This window comes from Streptomyces sp. NPDC043685, from assembly GCF_056436585.1.
Genome location: NZ_JBWKCH010000007.1, coordinates 372,163 through 391,215 on the forward strand (window position 1 = coordinate 372,163; position 19,053 = coordinate 391,215).

Below are 19,053 nucleotides of genomic sequence, written 5' to 3' on the forward strand. Positions count from 1 at the left end.
GGGTCGTACGTCAGTCCAGGAGATTCCGCAACCGTGGCTTCCACGAACGACCTCAAGAACGGCATGGTGCTCAAGCTCGAAGGCGGCCAGCTCTGGTCCGTCGTCGAGTTCCAGCACGTCAAGCCCGGCAAGGGCCCGGCCTTCGTGCGCACCAAGCTCAAGAACGTGCTCTCCGGCAAGGTCGTCGACAAGACCTTCAACGCCGGCGTCAAGGTCGAAACGGCCACCGTCGACAAGCGCGACATGCAGTTCTCCTACATGGACGGCGAGTACTTCGTCTTCATGGACATGGAGACCTACGACCAGCTGCACGTCGACAAGAAGGCCGTCGGCGACGCCGCGAACTTCCTGATCGAGGGCTTCACGGCCACCGTCGCGCAGCACGAGGGCGAGGTGCTCTTCGTCGAGCTGCCGGCCGCCGTCGAGCTCGTCATCCAGGAGACCGAGCCGGGCGTCCAGGGCGACCGCTCCACCGGTGGCACCAAGCCCGCCATCCTGGAGACCGGTCACCAGATCAACGTGCCCCTCTTCATCACCACCGGTGAGAAGATCAAGGTCGACACCCGCACCAGCGACTACCTCGGCCGGGTGAACAGCTAACCGTGGCTGCCCGCAACACGGCCCGTAAGCGCGCCTTCCAGATCCTCTTCGAGGGGGACCAGCGCGGCGCCGATGTGCTGACCGTCCTCGCGGACTGGGTCCGGCTCTCCCGGGCGGACACCCGGCAGCCGCCGGTCAGCGAGTACACGATGGAGCTGGTCGAGGGCTACGCGGAGCACGCGAAGCGCATCGACGAGCTGATCGCGCAGTACTCCGTCGGCTGGACCCTCGACCGGATGCCCGTGGTCGACCGCAACATCCTGCGGCTCGGCGCCTACGAGCTGATCTGGGTCGACGGGACCCCGGACGCCGTCGTCCTCGACGAGATGGTGCAGCTGGCGAAGGAGTTCTCCACGGACGAGTCGCCCTCGTTCGTGAACGGCCTGCTCGGCCGCCTGAAGGAACTCAAGCCCTCGCTCCGCCGCGACGAGGTCTGAGACGGATCACACGCCGGAGGGCCCGCAGCGACACCGCTGCGGGCCCTCCGGCGTCTTCATGCCTCCTGCGGGGCCCTGGCCCGCCACCTGGGTCCCCAAGGGCCACACAACGCCGCCGGGGTGGCCGAGAACCATACGGTTTCGGCCACCCCGGCGGCACGTTTCTGCTGGGCCCGCCGTGCGGGTCAGGCGTCCTCGTGGGACGCCACCGCGCGGCGCGCGTCCGCGTCCAGGACACCCCAGCTGATCAGCTGCTCGGTGAGGACGGAGGGGGACTGGTCGTAGATGACGGCGAGTGTGCGCAGGTCGTCCTGGCGGATCGAGAGCACCTTGCCGTTGTAGTCACCGCGCTGGGACTGGATCGTGGCCGCGTAGCGCTGCAGCGGGCCCGCCTTCTCGGCCGGCACCGTGGCCAGCCGCTCCAGGTCCAGGACCAGCTTCGGCGGCGGCTCGGCCGCCCCGCCCGGGGTGGTGCCCGGAAGCAGCTCCTGCACCGGAACGCCGTAGAAATCCGCCAGCTCGGCAAGGCGCTGCACGGTCACGGCACGGTCGCCGCGCTCGTACGAACCGACCACGACCGCCTTCCAGCGTCCCTGGGACTTCTCCTCGACACCGTGGAGGGAAAGGCCCTGCTGGGTGCGGATCGCCCGGAGCTTGGCCCCGAGCTGTTTGGCGTATTCGCTGGACATATAGCTCCCCGGCACTGTGTCGACGCGTCTGGCGTGGGTGCCAGGCCGCGCGGCTGGTAACTCACTGTGAGGTTACGCAGCGTTACTCTGCCGCGTCAAGCCGAATGGTCCGCACCGACTCTTCCGTGGTAGTGGCCTCGCATTGGGCCGGATGGGTGATCCATGGGGGCCGTTCGGGCGACCGTGGCGACCTGCTACCGTGTATGGCGCAATCCCGACGTCCTTTAAGGTCCGTCCCGTGAGGCGGAGAAGGAGGTCCGTTTCATATGGACACGCACGACACGCAGTCCGATGCCCGGCCCGTTCTCGAAGGGCCCGACATCGCGCGGGTACTGACCCGCATCGCCCACGAGATCGTCGAACGCGCCAAGGGCGCCGACGACGTGGTGCTCCTCGGCATTCCGACCCGGGGTGTCTTCCTCGCCCGCAGGATCGCGGACAAGCTGGAGCAGATCACCGAGCGCAAGGTTCCCTGCGGCTCGCTCGACATCACCATGTACCGCGACGACCTGCGCATGCACCCGCCGCGTGCGCTGGCCCGCACCGAGATCCCCGGTGACGGCATCGACGGCAGGCTGGTCGTCCTCGTCGACGACGTGCTCTTCTCCGGCCGCACCATCCGCGCCGCCCTCGACGCCCTGAACGACATCGGGCGCCCGCGCGCGGTGCAGCTCGCCGTGCTCGTCGACCGCGGCCACCGCGAACTGCCCATCCGCGCCGACTACGTCGGCAAGAACCTCCCCACGTCGTTGCGGGAGACGGTCAAGGTCCAGCTCGCCGAGGAGGACGGTCGCGACACCGTGCTGCTCGGTGCCAAGCCGGACGCTCAGTAGCACTCCGGGCGTACGCCGCTGTCGTACGCCGGCTCAGTGCGCGCGCCCGCGCGCCCGTCTGCCCCGAATCTCCCGTTTGAACTGCCTTACGGAGCCTGACAGATGCAGCGTCATCTCATCTCGGCCGCCGACCTCACCCGCGACGACGCCGTCCTGATCCTCGACACCGCCGAGGAGATGGCCCGGGTCGCCGACCGGCCGATCAAGAAGCTGCCGACCCTGCGCGGCCGCACGATCGTCAACCTCTTCTTCGAGGACTCCACCCGGACCCGGATCTCCTTCGAGGCCGCCGAGAAGCGGCTGTCCGCGGACGTCATCAACTTCTCCGCCAAGGGCTCCAGCGTCTCCAAGGGCGAGTCCCTGAAGGACACCGCCCAGACCCTGGAGGCCATGGGCGTCGACGCCGTCGTCATCCGGCACGGCGCCTCCGGGGCCCCCTACCGCCTGGCCAACTCCGGCTGGATCGACGCGGCCGTGGTCAACGCCGGCGACGGCACCCACCAGCACCCCACCCAGGCCCTGCTGGACGCCTTCACCATGCGCCGCCGCCTGATCGGCCCGGACGCCGGGCTCGGCCAGGACCTCGAAGGCAAGCGCATCACCATCGTCGGCGACGTCCTGCACAGCCGGGTCGCCCGCTCCAACGTCGACCTGCTGCACACCCTCGGCGCCGAGGTCACCCTGGTCGCACCGCCCACCCTGGTGCCGGTCGGGGTCGAGACCTGGCCCTGCGAGGTGTCGTACGACCTCGACAGCACGCTCCCCAAGTCCGACGCGGTGATGATGCTGCGCGTCCAGCGCGAGCGGATGAACGCGGCGTTCTTCCCGACCGAGCGCGAGTACTCCCGGCGCTACGGCCTCGACGGTGAGCGCATGGCGCGGATGCCCGAGCACGCCATCGTGATGCACCCGGGCCCCATGGTCCGCGGCATGGAGATCACCGCCGAGGTCGCCGACTCCGGCCGCTGCACCGTCGTCGAGCAGGTCGCGAACGGAGTGTCCATCCGGATGGCCGTTCTGTACCTGCTGCTCGGGGGCAACGAGCCCGCCGTCACCCACCCCCGTACCGAGGAGAAGTAAGACAGATGAGCAAGACCCTGATCCGTGGTGCGAAGGTGCTCGGCGGCGAGCCGCAGGACGTGCTCGTCGACGGCGGGACGATCGCCGAGGTGGGAAGCGGACTGAGCGCCGAGGGCGCCGAGGTCGTCGAGGCCGGGGGCAAGGTGCTGCTGCCGGGGCTGGTCGACCTGCACACCCATCTGCGCGAGCCCGGCCGCGAGGACTCCGAGACCGTCCTCACCGGCACCCGGGCCGCGGCCTCCGGCGGCTACACGACCGTCTTCGCCATGGCCAACACCTTCCCGGTCGCCGACACCGCCGGTGTCGTCGAGCAGGTCTGGCGGCTCGGCAAGGAGCACGGCTACTGCGACGTGCAGCCCATCGGCGCCGTCACCGTCGGCCTGGAGGGCAGGAAGCTCGCCGAGCTGGGCGCCATGCACGAGTCGGCCGCCGGTGTCACCGTCTTCTCCGACGACGGCAAGTGCGTCCACGACGCCGTGATCATGCGCCGGGCCCTTGAGTACGTGAAGGCCTTCGGCGGTGTCGTCGCCCAGCACGCGCAGGAGCCGCGGCTGACCGAGGGCGCCGAGATGAACGAGGGCGTCGTCTCCGCCGAACTGGGCCTCGGGGGCTGGCCCGCGGTGGCCGAAGAATCGATCATCGCCCGGGATGTCCTGCTCGCCGACCACGTCGGCTCCCGCGTGCACATCTGCCACCTGTCGACCGCCGGTTCGGTCGAGATCGTCCGCTGGGCCAAGTCCCGCGGCATCCAGGTCACCGCCGAGGTCACCCCGCACCACCTGCTCCTCACCGACGAGCTGGTCCGCACCTACAACCCCGTTTACAAGGTCAACCCGCCGCTGCGCACCGAGCGGGACGTGATGGCCCTGCGCGAGGCGCTCGCCGACGGCACCATCGACATCGTCGCCACCGACCACGCCCCGCACCCGCACGAGGACAAGGACTGCGAGTGGGCCGCGGCGGCCATGGGCATGGTCGGGCTGGAGACGGCCCTGTCGGTGGTGCAGGAGACCATGGTCGAGACGGGTCTGCTGGACTGGGCCGGTGTCGCCGACCGGATGTCCGTCACACCCGCGCGGATCGGACAGGCCACCGGCCACGGCCGTCCCGTCTCGGCAGGTGAGCCCGCCAACCTCACCCTGGTCGACACGGCATACCGTGGGCTGGTGGAACCCGCGGGCTTCGCCTCGCGCAGCCGCAACACCCCCTACGAGGGGCGTGAGCTGCCGGGCCGTGTGACGCACACGTGGCTGCGGGGCAAGGCCACGCTCGTCGACGGGAAGCTCACGTGACACCTGTACTCCTGCTGGCCGCCGAGAAGGAATCGGCGCAAGTGACCGACTGGGCCGCCCGCATCGGCTGGGTCGTCGGCCTCGCCCTGTTCGTCGCGCTCGTCTACTGGCTGATGCGCGAGGGCTGGAAGTGGCGCGGCACCCTCCAGGGCGACCTGCCCGAGCTGCCGGTCACCCCGGACGACCCGGGCCCGGCGCGCCTGACCATGAGCGGCCGGTACCACGGCTCCACCACCGCCGGGCAGTGGCTCGACCGCATCGTCGCCCGGGGCCTGGGCACCCGCAGCCGCGCCGAGCTGACCCTGACCGACACCGGTCTGGACGTCGTACGCCCCGGGGCGAGCGACTTCTTCGTCCCGGCAGAGCGGCTGCGCGAGGCCCGGCTCGACAAGGGCATCGCCGGCAAGGTGCTCACCGAGGGCGGCCTGCTGGTCGTCACCTGGGAGCACGGCGACCGGCTGATCGACTCCGGGTTCCGCTCCGACCACGCGGCCGAGCACACCGCTTGGGTGGAAGCCCTCACCACCATGATCGAAACGAACAGCAAGGAAGGCGCCGAACGATGACCACCTCCACCAGGGGAGCCGCCAGAACTCCCGCCGTACTCGTCCTGGAGGACGGCCGGATCTTCCGCGGCCGTGCCTACGGGGCCGTGGGGGAGACCTTCGGCGAAGCGGTGTTCTCCACCGGCATGACCGGCTACCAGGAGACCCTCACCGACCCCTCCTACCACCGCCAGGTCGTGGTGATGACCGCCCCGCACGTCGGCAACACCGGCGTGAACGACGAGGACATGGAGTCCCGGAAGATCTGGGTCTCCGGCTACGTCGTGCGCGACCCCGCGCGCGTGCCGTCCAGCTGGCGCTCCCAGCGCACGCTGGACGAGGAGCTGGACAGCCAGGGCGTCGTCGGCATCAGCGGCATCGACACCCGCGCCCTCACCCGCCACCTGCGCGAGCGCGGCGCCATGCGCGTCGGCATCTTCAGCGGCGACGCCGTCCGCGACGACGCCGCGCTCCTCGCCCGCGTGCAGGAGGCCCCGCAGATGAAGGGCGCCGATCTCTCCGCCGAGGTCGCCACCTCCGAGCCCTACGTCGTGCCCGCGATCGGCGAGAAGAAGTTCACCGTCGCCGCCGTCGACCTGGGCATCAAGGGCATGACCCCGCACCGCATGGCCGAACGAGGCATCGAGGTGCACGTGCTCCCGGCCACCGCCACCGTCGACGACGTCTACGCGGTGAACCCGGACGGCGTGTTCTTCTCCAACGGCCCGGGCGACCCGGCCACCGCCGACCACCCCGTCTCCGTGATGCGGGGCGTTCTGGAGCGCGGCACCCCGCTCTTCGGCATCTGCTTCGGCAACCAGATCCTGGGCCGCGCCCTCGGCTTCGGCACGTACAAGCTGAAGTACGGCCACCGCGGCATCAACCAGCCGGTGCAGGACCGCACGACCGGCAAGGTCGAGGTCACCGCGCACAACCACGGCTTCGCCGTCGACGCCCCGCTCGACCAGGTGTCCGACACCCCGTTCGGCCGCGCCGAGGTGTCGCACGTCTGCCTGAACGACAACGTGGTGGAGGGGCTCCAGCTCCTCGACCGCCCCGCCTTCAGCGTCCAGTACCACCCCGAAGCGGCAGCGGGCCCGCACGACGCCGCCTACCTGTTCGACCGCTTCGTCTCCCTGATGGAGGGCCAGCGTGCCTAAGCGCACCGATATCCAGTCCGTCCTGGTCATCGGCTCCGGCCCGATCGTCATCGGCCAGGCCGCCGAGTTCGACTACTCCGGCACCCAGGCGTGCCGCGTCCTCAAGGCCGAGGGTCTCAGGGTCGTCCTGGTGAACTCCAACCCGGCGACGATCATGACCGATCCGGAGATCGCCGACGCCACCTACGTCGAGCCGATCACGCCCGAGTTCGTCGAGAAGATCATCGCCAAGGAGCGCCCCGACGCGCTGCTGCCCACCCTGGGCGGCCAGACGGCCCTCAACACCGCCATCTCCCTGCACGAGAACGGCGTCCTCGACAAGTACGGCGTCGAGCTGATCGGCGCCAATGTGGAGGCGATCCACAAGGGCGAGGACCGCGACCAGTTCAAGGTGGTCGTGGAGGAGGTCCGCAAGAAGATCGGGCACGGCGAGTCCGCCCGGTCCTACATCTGCCACTCCATGGACGACGTCCTCAAGGGCGTCGAGGAGCTCGGCGGCTACCCGGTCGTCGTCCGCCCCTCCTTCACCATGGGCGGCGCCGGCTCCGGCTTCGCCCACGACGAGGAGGAGCTGCGCCGCATCGCCGGGCAGGGCCTCACGCTCTCCCCGACCACCGAGGTGCTCCTGGAGGAGTCCATCCTCGGCTGGAAGGAGTACGAGCTGGAGCTGATGCGCGACAAGCACGACAACGTCGTGGTCGTCTGCTCCATCGAGAACTTCGACCCCATGGGCGTCCACACCGGCGACTCGATCACCGTGGCGCCCGCGATGACCCTCACCGACCGCGAGTACCAGATCCTGCGCGACGTCGGCATCGCCGTGATCCGCGAGGTCGGCGTCGACACCGGCGGCTGCAACATCCAGTTCGCGGTGAACCCCGAGGACGGCCGCGTGATCGTCATCGAGATGAACCCGCGTGTCTCCCGGTCCTCGGCGCTCGCCTCCAAGGCGACCGGCTTCCCGATCGCCAAGATCGCCGCCAAGCTCGCCGTCGGCTACACGCTGGACGAGATCCCGAACGACATCACGCAGGAGACCCCGGCCTCCTTCGAGCCGACGCTCGACTACGTGGTCGTGAAGGCCCCGCGCTTCGCCTTCGAGAAGTTCCCGAGCGCCGACTCCACCCTCACCACCACCATGAAGTCGGTCGGCGAGGCCATGGCCATCGGCCGCAACTTCACCGAGGCCTTCCAGAAGGCGCTGCGCTCCCTGGAGAAGAAGGGCAGCCAGTTCACCTTCGTCGGCGACCCCGGCGACAAGGAGCAGCTGCTCCGTGACGCGGTCCGGCCCACCGACGGCCGGATCAACACCGTCATGCAGGCCATCCGCGCGGGCGCCACGCCCGAGGAGGTCTTCGACTACACGAAGATCGACCCCTGGTTCGTCGACCAGCTCTTCCTGATCAAGGAGATCGCCGACGAGCTGGCCGAGGCCCCCGAGCTGACCACCGATCTGCTCGCCGAGGCCAAGCGGCACGGCTTCTCCGACCAGCAGATCGGCGAGATCCGCGGCCTGCGCGAGGACGTCGTCCGCGAGGTCCGGCACGCCCTCGGTATCCGCCCGGTCTACAAGACGGTCGACACCTGCGCCGCCGAGTTCGCCGCGAAGACGCCGTACTTCTACTCCTCCTACGACGAGGAGACGGAGGTCGCCTCCCGCGAGAAGCCGGCCGTCATCATCCTGGGCTCCGGCCCGAACCGCATCGGCCAGGGCATCGAGTTCGACTACTCCTGCGTCCACGCCTCCTTCGCCCTGAGCGACGCGGGCTACGAGACCGTGATGGTCAACTGCAACCCGGAGACCGTCTCCACCGACTACGACACCTCCGACCGCCTGTACTTCGAGCCGCTGACGCTGGAGGACGTGCTGGAGATCGTGCACGCCGAGCAGCAGGCCGGACCGGTCGCGGGCGTCGTCGTCCAGCTCGGCGGCCAGACCCCGCTGGGCCTGGCGCAGGCGCTCAAGGACAACGGCGTGCCGATCGTGGGCACCTCGCCCGAGGCGATCCACGCCGCCGAGGACCGCGGCGCCTTCGGCCGGGTCCTCGCCGAGGCCGGCCTGCCGGCCCCCAAGCACGGCACCGCCACCACCTTCTCCGAGGCCAAGGCCATCGCCGACGAGATCGGCTACCCGGTCCTGGTGCGCCCCTCGTACGTCCTCGGCGGGCGCGGCATGGAGATCGTCTACGACGAGACGCGCCTGGAGGCGTACATCGCCGAGTCGACCGAGATCAGCCCCTCGCGGCCGGTCCTGGTCGACCGGTTCCTCGACGACGCCATCGAGATCGACGTCGACGCCCTCTACGACGGCGAGGAGCTCTACCTCGGCGGTGTCATGGAGCACATCGAGGAGGCCGGCATCCACTCCGGCGACTCGGCGTGCGCCCTGCCCCCGATCACCCTCGGCGGCTTCGACATCAAGCGCCTGCGCGCCTCCACGGAGGGCATCGCCAAGGGCGTCGGGGTCCGCGGCCTGATCAACATCCAGTTCGCGCTCGCGGGCGACATCCTCTACGTCCTGGAGGCCAACCCGCGCGCCTCGCGCACCGTCCCCTTCACCTCGAAGGCGACCGCGGTGCCGCTGGCCAAGGCCGCCGCCCGCATCTCGCTGGGCGCCACCATCGCCGAACTGCGCGCCGAGGGCCTGCTCCCGGCCAACGGCGACGGCGGCGAGCTGCCGCTCGACGCGCCGATCTCCGTCAAGGAGGCCGTCATGCCGTGGTCGCGCTTCCGCGACATCCACGGCCGCGGCGTCGACACGGTCCTCGGCCCGGAGATGCGTTCCACCGGCGAGGTCATGGGCATCGACTCCGTCTTCGGCACGGCGTACGCCAAGTCGCAGGCCGGCGCCTACGGCCCGCTGCCCACCAAGGGCCGCGCGTTCATCTCGGTCGCCAACCGCGACAAGCGCTCGATGATCTTCCCGGCCCGCGAGCTGGTCGCCCACGGCTTCGAGCTGCTCGCCACCTCCGGCACCGCCGAGGTCCTCAAGCGCAACGGCATCAACGCCACGGTCGTGCGCAAGCAGTCCGAGGGCACCGGCCCGAACGGCGAGAAGACCATCGTCCAGCTCATCCACGACGGCGAGGTCGACCTCATCGTCAACACCCCGTACGGCACCGGCGGCCGCCTCGACGGCTACGACATCCGTACGGCGGCCGTGGCACGCTCCGTGCCCTGCCTGACGACGGTCCAGGCCCTCGCGGCGGCGGTGCAGGGCATCGACGCCCTCAACCGCGGCGACGTGAGCGTCCGCTCGCTCCAGGAACACGCCGAACACCTGACCGCGGCCCGCGACTAGCAGCCCCGAGGGGGACACCGGAAACGGTGTCCCCCTCTTCGTGAGGACGCCATGTCCTCGTGAGGACACCATGTACAAGATCTTCTTCCGTCTCGTCTTCAAGCGGCTGGACCCGGAGCAGGCCCACCACCTGGCCTTCCGCTGGATCCGCCTGGCCGCCCGCGTGCCCGTGCTGCGCACCTTCCTCGCGGCCGCCCTCGCGCCCCGGTACAAGGAGCTGCGCACCGAGGCCCTCGGGCTGCGGATGCACGGCCCCTTCGGGCTCGCCGCGGGCTTCGACAAGAACGCCGTCGGCATCGACGGCATGGCCATGCTCGGCTTCGACCACGTCGAGATCGGCACGGTGACCGGCGAGCCCCAGCCCGGCAATCCCAAGCAGCGCCTGTTCCGCCTCGTCGAGGACCGGGCGCTGATCAACCGCATGGGCTTCAACAACGAGGGCTCCCTCCGCGTCGCCGCCCGCCTGGCCTCCCGCACGCCGGTGTTCAAGCCGGTCGTCGGCGTGAACATCGGGAAGACCAAGGCCGTCCCCGAGGAGGAGGCCGTCGCGGACTACGTGAAGTCCGCCGAGCGGCTCGCGCCCTACGCCGACTACCTGGTCGTCAACGTCTCCTCCCCGAACACGCCCGGGCTGCGCAATCTCCAGGCCACGGAGGCGCTGCGCCCGCTGCTGAGCGCGGTCCGCGAGGCCGCCGACCGCACGGTGCCCGCCCGCCGCGTCCCGCTCCTGGTGAAGATCGCGCCGGACCTCGCCGACGAGGACGTCGACGCCGTCGCCGACCTGGCCGTGGAGCTCGGCCTGGACGGCATCATCGCCACCAACACCACCATCGCGCGCGAGGGACTCGGCCTGAAGTCCGGCCCCGCGCTGGTCGAGGAGACCGGCGGCCTGTCCGGGGCACCCCTCAAGGAGCGCTCCCTGGAGGTCCTGCGCCGCCTCTACGCGCGCGTGGGCGACCGGATCACCCTGGTGGGCGTGGGCGGCATCGAGAACGCCGAGGACGCCTGGCAGCGCATCCTGGCCGGTGCCACGCTGGTCCAGGGCTACAGCGCCTTCGTCTACGAGGGCCCGTTCTACGCTCGCGACCTCCACAAGGGGCTCGCAGCGCGCCTGCGCACGAGCCCGTACCCCACGCTCGCCGACGCGGTGGGCGCCGACGTGAGGAGGACGGCATGAGTGCCCCGGAACCCTTCGGCGCGCGCCTGCGCCGGGCCATGGACGAGCGCGGCCCGCTGTGCGTCGGCATCGACCCGCACGCGTCCCTGCTGGCCGAGTGGGGCCTGAACGACGACGTGGCGGGCCTGGAGCGGTTCAGCCGCACGGTCGTGGAGGCGGTGGCCGACCGGGTGGCCGTGCTCAAGCCGCAGAGCGCCTTCTTCGAGCGCTTCGGCTCGCGCGGCGTCGCCGTGCTGGAGAAGTCGGTCGCCGAGGCCCGTGCGGCCGGCGCGCTGGTCGTGATGGACGCCAAGCGCGGAGACATCGGGTCCACCATGGCCGCATACGCCGAGTCCTTCCTGCACAAGGACGCGCCGCTGTTCTCCGACGCGCTGACGGTCTCGCCGTACCTCGGCTACGGCTCGCTCGCCCCGGCGATCGCGCTGGCCCGGGAGAGCGGCGCCGGCCTGTTCGTGCTGGCGCTGACCTCCAACCCGGAGGGCGGCGAGGTCCAGCACGCCGTGCGCTCCGACGGGCGGAACGTGGGAGCGACCATGCTCGCGCACCTGGCCGCCGAGAACGCGGGGGAGCGGCCCCTCGGGTCCTTCGGCGCGGTCGTCGGCGCCACCCTCGGTGATCTGTCGATGTACGACCTGGACATCAACGGCCCGCTTCTCGCGCCCGGCATCGGCGCCCAGGGCGCGACGCCGGCCGATCTCCCCGGGGTCTTCGGGGCGGCGGTGCGCAACGTCGTGCCGAACGTCAGCCGTGGAGTGCTACGCCACGGTCCCGACGCGGTCGCTCTGCGTGACGCCGCGGAGCGCTTCGCGGAGGAGATCCGTCACGCCGTGACGTCTTCATGAGGCGGTCCAGACCTTCGGTCGAGACCTTCGATGAGTGGTCCGGAGCCCGCTTGAGTCTGAATACATCCTCAAATCCGGGGCAGTATGTCCTAAATGTCCGTTCAGATGAAGGCTGACCAGGACTTTTCCGCTGTTCTCGCTGACTCTGGCGGACTTGCCCGCTAGTCTCCGACGAGAGTGAACGGGCAAGCGTGTTGCTCGTAGCTCCCCAGGTGTGGGGCGACTAGGTTCCTCACCGGTCCGTATCCGACAGTTCGACATCCGAGGTGACGTAGGCGTGGCTCTTCCGCCCCTTACCCCTGAACAGCGCGCAGCCGCGCTCGAAAAGGCCGCCGCGGCTCGCCGGGAGCGGGCCGAGGTCAAGAATCGACTCAAGCACTCCGGCGCCTCCCTTCACGAGGTCATCAAGCAGGGCCAGGAGAACGACGTCATCGGCAAGATGAAGGTCTCCGCCCTCCTTGAGTCGCTGCCCGGCGTGGGCAAGGTCCGCGCCAAGCAGATCATGGAGCGACTCGGTATCTCCGAGAGCCGCCGCGTGCGGGGTCTCGGTTCCAACCAGATCGCCTCCCTGGAGCGCGAGTTCGGCAGCACCGGTTCCTGAACCGGGCATCCCGGGGGAAGCGAGTCCCGGGCACTCCGGGTTTGCTGGATAATCGCTGCATGGCTGCAACACCCCGGGGGACGTCCCCCGTACCCCCGGACGTACGTCCGCGGCTGACCGTGCTCTCCGGCCCCTCCGGGGTCGGCAAGAGCACGGTCGTCGCCCATATGCGCAAGGAACACCCCGAGGTCTGGCTCTCGGTGTCGGCGACGACCCGCAAGCCCCGCCCCGGCGAGCAGCACGGAGTCCACTACTTCTTCGTCTCCGACGACGAGATGGACAAGCTGATCGCCAACGGCGAGCTGCTGGAGTGGGCCGAGTTCGCCGGCAACCGCTACGGCACGCCGCGAGCGGCTGTGCAGGAGCGCCTGGAGAACGGCGAGCCCGTGCTCCTGGAGATCGATCTGCAGGGTGCCCGCCTGGTCAGGGAGTCGATGCCCGAGGCCCAGCTGGTGTTCCTGGCTCCGCCCTCCTGGGAGGAGCTCGTCCGCAGACTCACCGGGCGGGGCACCGAGCCGCCCGAGGTGATCGAGCGCCGGCTCGACGCGGCGAAGATCGAACTCGCGGCCGAGCCGGAGTTCGACACCACCCTGGTCAACACCTCCGTCGAGGACGTGGCTCGCGAGCTGCTAGCCTTGATGGACGTCGTGTGACCATCGCCGGTCGTTCCGCCCGGCAGATCAGCCCGACAGAATCTTTCCCATCCATCGGAAGGTAGAGCGTGTCCTCTTCCATCTCCGCGCCCGAGGGCATCATCAACCCGCCGATCGACGAGCTCCTCGAGGCCACCGACTCGAAGTACAGCCTCGTGATCTACGCGGCCAAGCGTGCCCGCCAGATCAACGCGTACTACTCGCAGCTCGGCGAGGGTCTCCTCGAGTACGTCGGTCCTCTCGTCGACACCCACGTCCACGAGAAGCCGCTCTCGATCGCCCTCCGCGAGATCAACGCGGGGCTCCTGACGTCCGAGGCCGTCGAGGGCCCGGCGCAGTAAGCAGGATTGACAGCTTCACGCTGACTCATCCACAGGCCCGGCAGGCCGACTGCCGGGCCTGTGGTGTGTCATGGAGTCGTACGGTGTGCCGGTTGCCGAGGTCCGGGGAGAGACGTGGACAAGCCGAAGGTCGTTCTGGGGGTCAGCGGGGGCATCGCCGCGTACAAGGCCTGTGAGCTGCTGCGGCGGCTGACGGAGTCGGGCCATGACGTGCGGGTGGTGCCCACCGCCTCCGCGCTGCACTTCGTCGGCGCCGCCACCTGGTCCGCGCTCTCCGGCAACCCGGTCTCCACCGAGGTCTGGGACGAGGTGCACGAGGTGCCGCACGTGCGCATCGGGCAGCACGCCGACCTGGTCGTCGTCGCCCCCGCCACCGCCGACATGCTCGCCAAGGCGGCCCACGGCCTCGCCGACGACCTCCTCACCAACACACTCCTCACCGCCCGCTGTCCGGTCGTCTTCGCGCCCGCCATGCACACGGAGATGTGGGAGCACCCGGCCACCCAGGAGAACGTGGCGACGCTGCGCCGCCGCGGCGCCCTCGTCATCGAGCCGGCCGTGGGCCGCCTCACCGGCGTCGACACCGGCAAGGGCCGGCTCCCCGACCCGGGCGAGATCTTCGAGGTCTGCCGCCGCGTCCTGGCCCGGGGCGTCACCGAGCCCGACCTCGTCGGAAGGCACGTCGTCGTCAGCGCCGGCGGCACCCGCGAACCCCTGGACCCCGTCCGCTTCCTCGGCAACCGCTCCTCCGGCAAGCAGGGCTACGCCCTCGCCCGCACCGCCGCCGCCCGCGGCGCCCGCGTCACGCTGATCGCGGCCAACAGCACCCTGCCCGCCCCGGCGGGCGTGGACGTCGTCCCGGTCGGCACCGCCGTGCAGCTGCGCGAGGCGGTGCTGCGGGCCGCCCCCGAGGCCGACGCCGTGGTGATGGCGGCCGCGGTGGCGGACTTCCGCCCGGCGGCGTACGCGACGGGCAAGATCAAGAAGAAGGACGGGCAGGACCCGGAGCCGATCACCCTGGTGCGCAATCCGGACATCCTCGCCGAGATCTCCGGCGACCGGGCCCGCGCCGGACAGGTGATCGTCGGCTTCGCCGCCGAGACGGACGACGTCCTCGCCAACGGCCGCGCCAAGCTCAAGCGCAAGGGCTGCGACCTGCTCGTCGTGAACGAGGTGGGGGAGCGCAAGACCTTCGGCTCGGAGGAGAACGAGGCCGTCGTCCTCGGCGCCGACGGCAGCGAGACCGCCGTGGCGCACGGCCCCAAGGAGGCCCTGGCCGAAACGGTCTGGGACCTGGTGGCCGAGCGCCTGCGCTGAGGTCCCGCCTCCCGCACACCGCTCGAAAGCGGCTGGATCAGGGCGTGGCGCCTCTGGCCAACGCCGCTCGGCATTGGGCAGAATGCCCGTGCCGCAGGTCACAGCACTCCCGAGTGGCGAGACAGGGGGACCGTGGCCGAAGCGTGACCCGTAAACTGTTCCACGGATGGCGCCGGGTGCAGCCCCCGCCGTCCGCCCATGATCAGCCAGCAGCCGCTGCAACCCCAGGGAGCGTTGTGTCCCGTCGCCTGTTCACCTCGGAGTCCGTGACCGAGGGTCACCCCGACAAGATCGCTGACCAGATCAGCGACACCATTCTCGACGCGCTTCTGCGTGAGGACCCGTCCTCCCGGGTCGCCGTCGAGACCCTGATCACGACCGGCCTGGTGCACGTGGCCGGCGAGGTCACGACCAAGACGTACGCGGACATCGCGACGCTGGTCCGGAACAAGATCCTCGAGATCGGCTACGACTCCAGCAAGAAGGGCTTCGACGGCGCCTCCTGCGGCGTGTCGGTGTCGATCGGCGCGCAGTCCCCGGACATCGCCCAGGGCGTGGACACGGCGTACGAGACCCGCGTCGAGGGCGACGACGACGAGCTCGACAAGCAGGGCGCCGGCGACCAGGGCCTGATGTTCGGCTACGCGACGGACGAGACGCCGACGCTGATGCCGCTGCCGATCTTCCTGGCCCACCGCCTGTCCAAGCGCCTGTCCGACGTGCGCAAGAACGGCACGATCCCCTACCTGCGCCCGGACGGCAAGACGCAGGTCACCATCGAGTACGACGGCGACAAGGCGGTCCGTCTGGACACCGTCGTCGTCTCCTCGCAGCACGCCTCCGACATCGACCTGGACTCGCTGCTGGCTCCCGACATCAAGGAGTTCGTCGTCGAGCCGGAGCTGAAGGCGCTCCTGGACGAGGGCATCAAGCTCGACACGGAGAACTACCGTCTGCTGGTCAACCCCACCGGCCGCTTCGAGATCGGCGGCCCGATGGGTGACGCCGGACTGACCGGCCGCAAGATCATCATCGACACCTACGGCGGCATGGCCCGCCACGGCGGTGGTGCGTTCTCCGGCAAGGACCCGTCCAAGGTCGACCGCTCCGCCGCGTACGCGATGCGCTGGGTCGCCAAGAACGTGGTCGCCGCGGGCCTCGCCACCCGCTGCGAGGTCCAGGTCGCGTACGCCATCGGCAAGGCCGAGCCGGTCGGTCTGTTCGTCGAGACCTTCGGCACCGCCAAGGTCGACACGGACCGGATCGAGAAGGCGATCGACGAGGTCTTCGACCTCCGCCCGGCCGCCATCATCCGCGACCTCGACCTGCTCCGCCCGATCTACTCCCAGACGGCGGCCTACGGCCACTTCGGCCGTGAGCTGCCCGACTTCACCTGGGAGCGCACGGACCGCGTGGACGCGCTGCGCAAGGCCGCGGGCCTGTAGTCCCGTCCTCCAGGGCATCGCGTGAGGCCCGGCACCCTTCGGGGGGCCGGGCCTCCGCCATGACTCCCGGGCCCGCTCACCCGCGCCGCGTCCCCAAAACCGCTCGCGGACGGCGGCGGACGATCCCTACGTTGGGGGAGCGCCGGGGCGCCCGGTGCGAAGGTGACGGATCCTTCTGGGCTCGCAGGAGCCCCCGCGGGTTCGAATCCCGCCGCCGGCCGGGCGGTGCCCGGTGGCGTGGCCGAGTGGTCCAAGGCGCGTGCACGCCGTCACCGAGGGGAACTCGGGCGCCTTCGCCTGTCAGTGGTCTTTGGTAAGAATGCAAGCGTGAGCAGCGAGAACGAACCAGCGGGTGACGGGGCGCAGGGGGCGCCGCCCGAGCAGCTCGCGCTCATCCGGGAGAGCGTGCGGCAGGCGAAGACGCCCCGGGCCAAGCCGCGGACCTGGCGGGGCGCCGCGCTCGCCAAGGAGCGGCCCGTCGCGCGGGTCCTCGTCGACAAGGGCGTGCTGCACCTCGACCGCTACTTCGACTACGCCGTGCCCGAGGAACTGGACGAGCAGGCACAGCCCGGCGTACGGGTGCGGGTGCGGTTCGGGGCCGGGCGGCACCGGGTGCGCGAGGGCCGCCGCGAGGGCGGAGGGCTGATCGACGGGTTCCTCGTCGAGCGGCTGGCCGAGTCCGACTACTCCGGACCGCTGGCCGCCCTCGCCCAGGTCGTGTCCCCCGAGCCGGTGCTCAGCGCGGAGCTCCTGGGACTGGCCCGGGCGGTCGCCGACCGGTACGCGGGCAGCCTCGCCGACGTCCTGCAGCTCGCCGTCCCGCCGCGCAACGCCCGGGCCGAACAGCGTCCGTCGCCCGAGCCCCTGCCCCCGCCTCCCGCGCCCGACGCCGGCTCCTGGCAGCGGTACGAACGGGGGCCCGCCTTCCTGGAGTCCCTCGCCTCGGGCGGCGCACCCCGGGCCGTGTGGAACGCGCTGCCCGGGCCGCAGTGGAGCGAGGAACTGGCGCGTGCCGTCGCCGCGGCGCTGGCCTCCGGGCGCGGGGCGCTCGTCGTCCTGCCCGACGGGCGGGCTGTCGCCCGGGTTGACGCCGCGCTGACCGCCCTGCTCGGCCAGGGGCGGCATGCCGTGCTCACGGCCGACGCGGGCCCCGAGAAGCGGTACACGCAGTGGCTCGCCGTGCGGCGGGGTTCCGTCCGGGCCGTGATCGGGACCAGGGCCGCGATGTTCGCGCCTGTCCAGGACCTCGGTCTGGTCGCCCTATGGGACGACGGCGACGACAGCCACAGCGAGCAGCACGCCCCGCAGCCCCACGCCCGGGAGGTGCTCCTGCTGCGGGCCGCCCAGGACCGGTGCGCTTTCCTGCTGGGCAGCTGGGCCTGCACGGTGGAGGCCGCGCAGCTCGTCGAGACCGGGTGGGCGCGGCCGCTGGTCGCCGGCCGGGACCAGGTGCGCGCCGCGGCTCCGCTCGTGCGGACCGTCGGGGACCAGGATCTCGCCCGGGACGAGGCCGCCCGGGCCGCCCGGCTGCCGACCCTCGCCTGGCAGGCCGTCAGGGAGGGCCTGCGGCACGGCCCGGTGCTGGTGCAGGTGCCCCGGCGGGGATACGTGCCGCGCATGGCCTGTGCCGCCTGCCGAGCCCCCGCCCGGTGCCGGCACTGCTCCGGGCCGCTGGAGGCCGCGGACGGCGGTGCGCTGAGCTGTGGCTGGTGCGGCCGTGAGGAGAGCGGCTGGCACTGCCCGGAGTGCGGGGGCTTCCGGCTGCGCGCCTCGGTCGTGGGGGCCCGGCGGACCGCCGAGGAACTCGGGCGGGCGTTCCCGGCGGTGCCCGTGCGCACCTCTGGCCGTGAACACGTGCTCGACACCGTGCCCGGGACGCCTGCGCTCGTGGTGAGCACACCCGGCGCCGAGCCGGTCGCCGAGGGCGGCTACGCGGCGGCGCTGCTGCTGGACGGGTGGGCCATGCTCGGGCGTCCCGACCTGCGCGCCGGTGAGGACGCGTTGCGGCGGTGGATCGCGGCCGGGGCTCTCGTCCGGCCGCAGTCCGCCGGCGGCACGGTGGTGATCGTGGCCGAGCCGACCCTGCGGCCCGTGCAGGCGCTCGTGCGGTGGGACCCGGTCGGCCACGCGGTGCGGGAACTGGCCGAGCGGGCCGAACTGGGTTTCCCGCCGGTGTCGCGGATGGCGGCCGTGTCGGGGCCGGCGGAGGCGGTCGCCGACTTCCTCCGTACGGCCGAACTGCCGCCGGAGGCCGAGATGCTGGGGCCGGTGCCGCTCCCCGTCACCGCTCCGGGGCGTCCGCGGCGGACCGGGGCTCCGCCGCCCGGGGAGCAGTGGGAGCGGGCGCTGGTGCGGGTGCCGCCCGGGAAGGGGACGGCACTGGCTGCCGCGCTGAAGGCCGCGCAGGCCGCCCGGATGGCTCGCGGGAGCGGAAGCGGCACGGGCGGCGGGAGCCGTGGCAGCGGTGGCAGGGCCGGTGGCCGGGGAGGCGGCGACGGCGGTGGGACGGCCGGGGTGTGGGTGCGGATCGATCCGGCCGACATCGGGTGAGTGGCCCCCGGGGCTCGACGCCGGTGCGGTGCATGGGCCCCGGGTGGTTGTGGCGCGCCGGTGCGTGTCAGGGGCCGCCGGGGCGACGGCGGTGGCGGTGGGACGGCCGGGGTGTGGGTGCGGATCGATCCGGCCGACATCGGGTGAGTGGCCCCCGGGGCTCGACGCCGGTGCGGTGCATGGGCCCCGG

General features: G+C 71.3%; 17 protein-coding genes. 16 read left to right on the forward strand and 1 reads right to left on the reverse strand.

All coding sequences use genetic code 11. The annotated features are described in order from the left end of the window. Positions 1-33 precede the first annotated feature (33 nt). Both efp and nusB read left to right on the forward strand, forming a co-directional pair. Entirely contained in the window at positions 34-600 is a 567-nt protein-coding gene (efp, locus tag AC0665_RS24895; protein ID WP_030843148.1) for an elongation factor P, read from the forward strand. A 2-nt stretch (positions 601-602) separates the two neighbouring features. Beyond that, positions 603-1,037: a transcription antitermination factor NusB gene (gene nusB, locus AC0665_RS24900; protein ID WP_184981683.1), complete on the forward strand. Its 435-nt coding sequence runs from the start codon at positions 603-605 to the stop codon at positions 1,035-1,037. Between the two features lie 185 nt (positions 1,038-1,222). On the opposite strand, the gene bldD is transcribed toward nusB, so the two are convergent. Then, positions 1,223-1,726: a transcriptional regulator BldD gene (bldD, locus tag AC0665_RS24905; RefSeq protein ID WP_006131213.1), complete on the reverse strand. Its 504-nt coding sequence runs from the start codon at positions 1,724-1,726 to the stop codon at positions 1,223-1,225. Between the two features lie 266 nt (positions 1,727-1,992). On the opposite strand from bldD, the gene pyrR reads away from it, so the two are divergent. The 14 genes from pyrR (at position 1,993) to AC0665_RS24975 (ending at position 18,863) form a co-directional block, all read left to right on the forward strand. After that, complete coding sequence (pyrR, locus tag AC0665_RS24910) at positions 1,993-2,559, forward strand: bifunctional pyr operon transcriptional regulator/uracil phosphoribosyltransferase PyrR (protein WP_468410148.1); 567 nt, start codon at positions 1,993-1,995, stop codon at positions 2,557-2,559. A 102-nt stretch (positions 2,560-2,661) separates the two neighbouring features. Then, the gene (locus tag AC0665_RS24915) at positions 2,662-3,639 is read left to right on the forward strand and encodes an aspartate carbamoyltransferase catalytic subunit (protein WP_468410146.1); all 978 of its coding nucleotides are present in this window, start codon (positions 2,662-2,664) and stop codon (positions 3,637-3,639) included. Positions 3,640-3,644: 5 nt separating this feature from the next. Continuing rightward, positions 3,645-4,931: a dihydroorotase gene (locus tag AC0665_RS24920; RefSeq protein ID WP_363121119.1), complete on the forward strand. Its 1,287-nt coding sequence runs from the start codon at positions 3,645-3,647 to the stop codon at positions 4,929-4,931. After that, the gene (locus tag AC0665_RS24925; RefSeq protein WP_468410144.1) at positions 4,928-5,497 is read left to right on the forward strand and encodes a PH-like domain-containing protein; all 570 of its coding nucleotides are present in this window, start codon (positions 4,928-4,930) and stop codon (positions 5,495-5,497) included. The genes AC0665_RS24920 and AC0665_RS24925 overlap by 4 nt, the downstream gene beginning before the upstream one ends. Further along, positions 5,494-6,636, forward strand: coding sequence for a glutamine-hydrolyzing carbamoyl-phosphate synthase small subunit (gene carA, locus AC0665_RS24930; RefSeq protein ID WP_478705794.1), 1,143 nt, complete (start codon positions 5,494-5,496; stop codon positions 6,634-6,636). Before AC0665_RS24925 ends, carA begins: the two co-directional genes overlap by 4 nt. After that, positions 6,629-9,937 carry a carbamoyl-phosphate synthase large subunit gene (gene carB, locus AC0665_RS24935; protein ID WP_468410141.1) on the forward strand — a complete coding sequence of 1,103 codons (3,309 nt, stop codon included), beginning with the start codon at positions 6,629-6,631 and terminating at the stop codon, positions 9,935-9,937. Before carA ends, carB begins: the two co-directional genes overlap by 8 nt. A 70-nt stretch (positions 9,938-10,007) precedes the next feature. Beyond that, on the forward strand, positions 10,008-11,114 hold the full coding sequence (locus tag AC0665_RS24940; RefSeq protein ID WP_478705795.1) for a quinone-dependent dihydroorotate dehydrogenase: 1,107 nt from the start codon (positions 10,008-10,010) through the stop codon (positions 11,112-11,114). Next, on the forward strand, positions 11,111-11,956 hold the full coding sequence (pyrF, locus tag AC0665_RS24945) for an orotidine-5'-phosphate decarboxylase (protein ID WP_478705796.1): 846 nt from the start codon (positions 11,111-11,113) through the stop codon (positions 11,954-11,956). Before AC0665_RS24940 ends, pyrF begins: the two co-directional genes overlap by 4 nt. A gap of 277 nt (positions 11,957-12,233) precedes the next feature. Beyond that, the gene (locus AC0665_RS24950) at positions 12,234-12,557 is read left to right on the forward strand and encodes an integration host factor (protein ID WP_003977346.1); all 324 of its coding nucleotides are present in this window, start codon (positions 12,234-12,236) and stop codon (positions 12,555-12,557) included. A 59-nt stretch (positions 12,558-12,616) separates the two neighbouring features. Next, positions 12,617-13,210: a guanylate kinase gene (gene gmk, locus AC0665_RS24955; RefSeq protein ID WP_051814725.1), complete on the forward strand. Its 594-nt coding sequence runs from the start codon at positions 12,617-12,619 to the stop codon at positions 13,208-13,210. 68 nt (positions 13,211-13,278) lie between these two features. Then, a complete protein-coding gene (gene rpoZ / locus AC0665_RS24960; protein ID WP_003988945.1) occupies positions 13,279-13,551 on the forward strand; it encodes a DNA-directed RNA polymerase subunit omega in 273 nt (90 codons plus the stop codon). 114 nt (positions 13,552-13,665) lie between these two features. Further along, positions 13,666-14,868: a bifunctional phosphopantothenoylcysteine decarboxylase/phosphopantothenate--cysteine ligase CoaBC gene (gene coaBC / locus AC0665_RS24965; protein WP_478705797.1), complete on the forward strand. Its 1,203-nt coding sequence runs from the start codon at positions 13,666-13,668 to the stop codon at positions 14,866-14,868. A 236-nt stretch (positions 14,869-15,104) separates the two neighbouring features. Beyond that, entirely contained in the window at positions 15,105-16,313 is a 1,209-nt protein-coding gene (gene metK, locus AC0665_RS24970; RefSeq protein WP_478509728.1) for a methionine adenosyltransferase, read from the forward strand. 327 nt (positions 16,314-16,640) lie between these two features. Beyond that, positions 16,641-18,863: a primosomal protein N' gene (locus AC0665_RS24975; RefSeq protein ID WP_478705798.1), complete on the forward strand. Its 2,223-nt coding sequence runs from the start codon at positions 16,641-16,643 to the stop codon at positions 18,861-18,863. Positions 18,864-19,053: the final 190 nt, after the last annotated feature.

Excerpts from the sequence above, each read along its gene's own strand:
- bldD (WP_006131213.1), bottom strand. The coding sequence starts at position 1,726 with ATGTCCAGCGAATACGCCAAACAGCTCGGGGCCAAGCTCCGGGCGATC.
- AC0665_RS24920 (WP_363121119.1), top strand. The coding sequence starts at position 3,645 with ATGAGCAAGACCCTGATCCGTGGTGCGAAGGTGCTCGGCGGCGAGCCG.
- gmk (WP_051814725.1), top strand. The coding sequence starts at position 12,617 with ATGGCTGCAACACCCCGGGGGACGTCCCCCGTACCCCCGGACGTACGT.
- AC0665_RS24915 (WP_468410146.1), top strand. The coding sequence starts at position 2,662 with ATGCAGCGTCATCTCATCTCGGCCGCCGACCTCACCCGCGACGACGCC.
- AC0665_RS24940 (WP_478705795.1), top strand. The coding sequence starts at position 10,008 with ATGTACAAGATCTTCTTCCGTCTCGTCTTCAAGCGGCTGGACCCGGAG.
- pyrR (WP_468410148.1), top strand. The coding sequence starts at position 1,993 with ATGGACACGCACGACACGCAGTCCGATGCCCGGCCCGTTCTCGAAGGG.
- carA (WP_478705794.1), top strand. The coding sequence starts at position 5,494 with ATGACCACCTCCACCAGGGGAGCCGCCAGAACTCCCGCCGTACTCGTC.
- pyrF (WP_478705796.1), top strand. The coding sequence starts at position 11,111 with ATGAGTGCCCCGGAACCCTTCGGCGCGCGCCTGCGCCGGGCCATGGAC.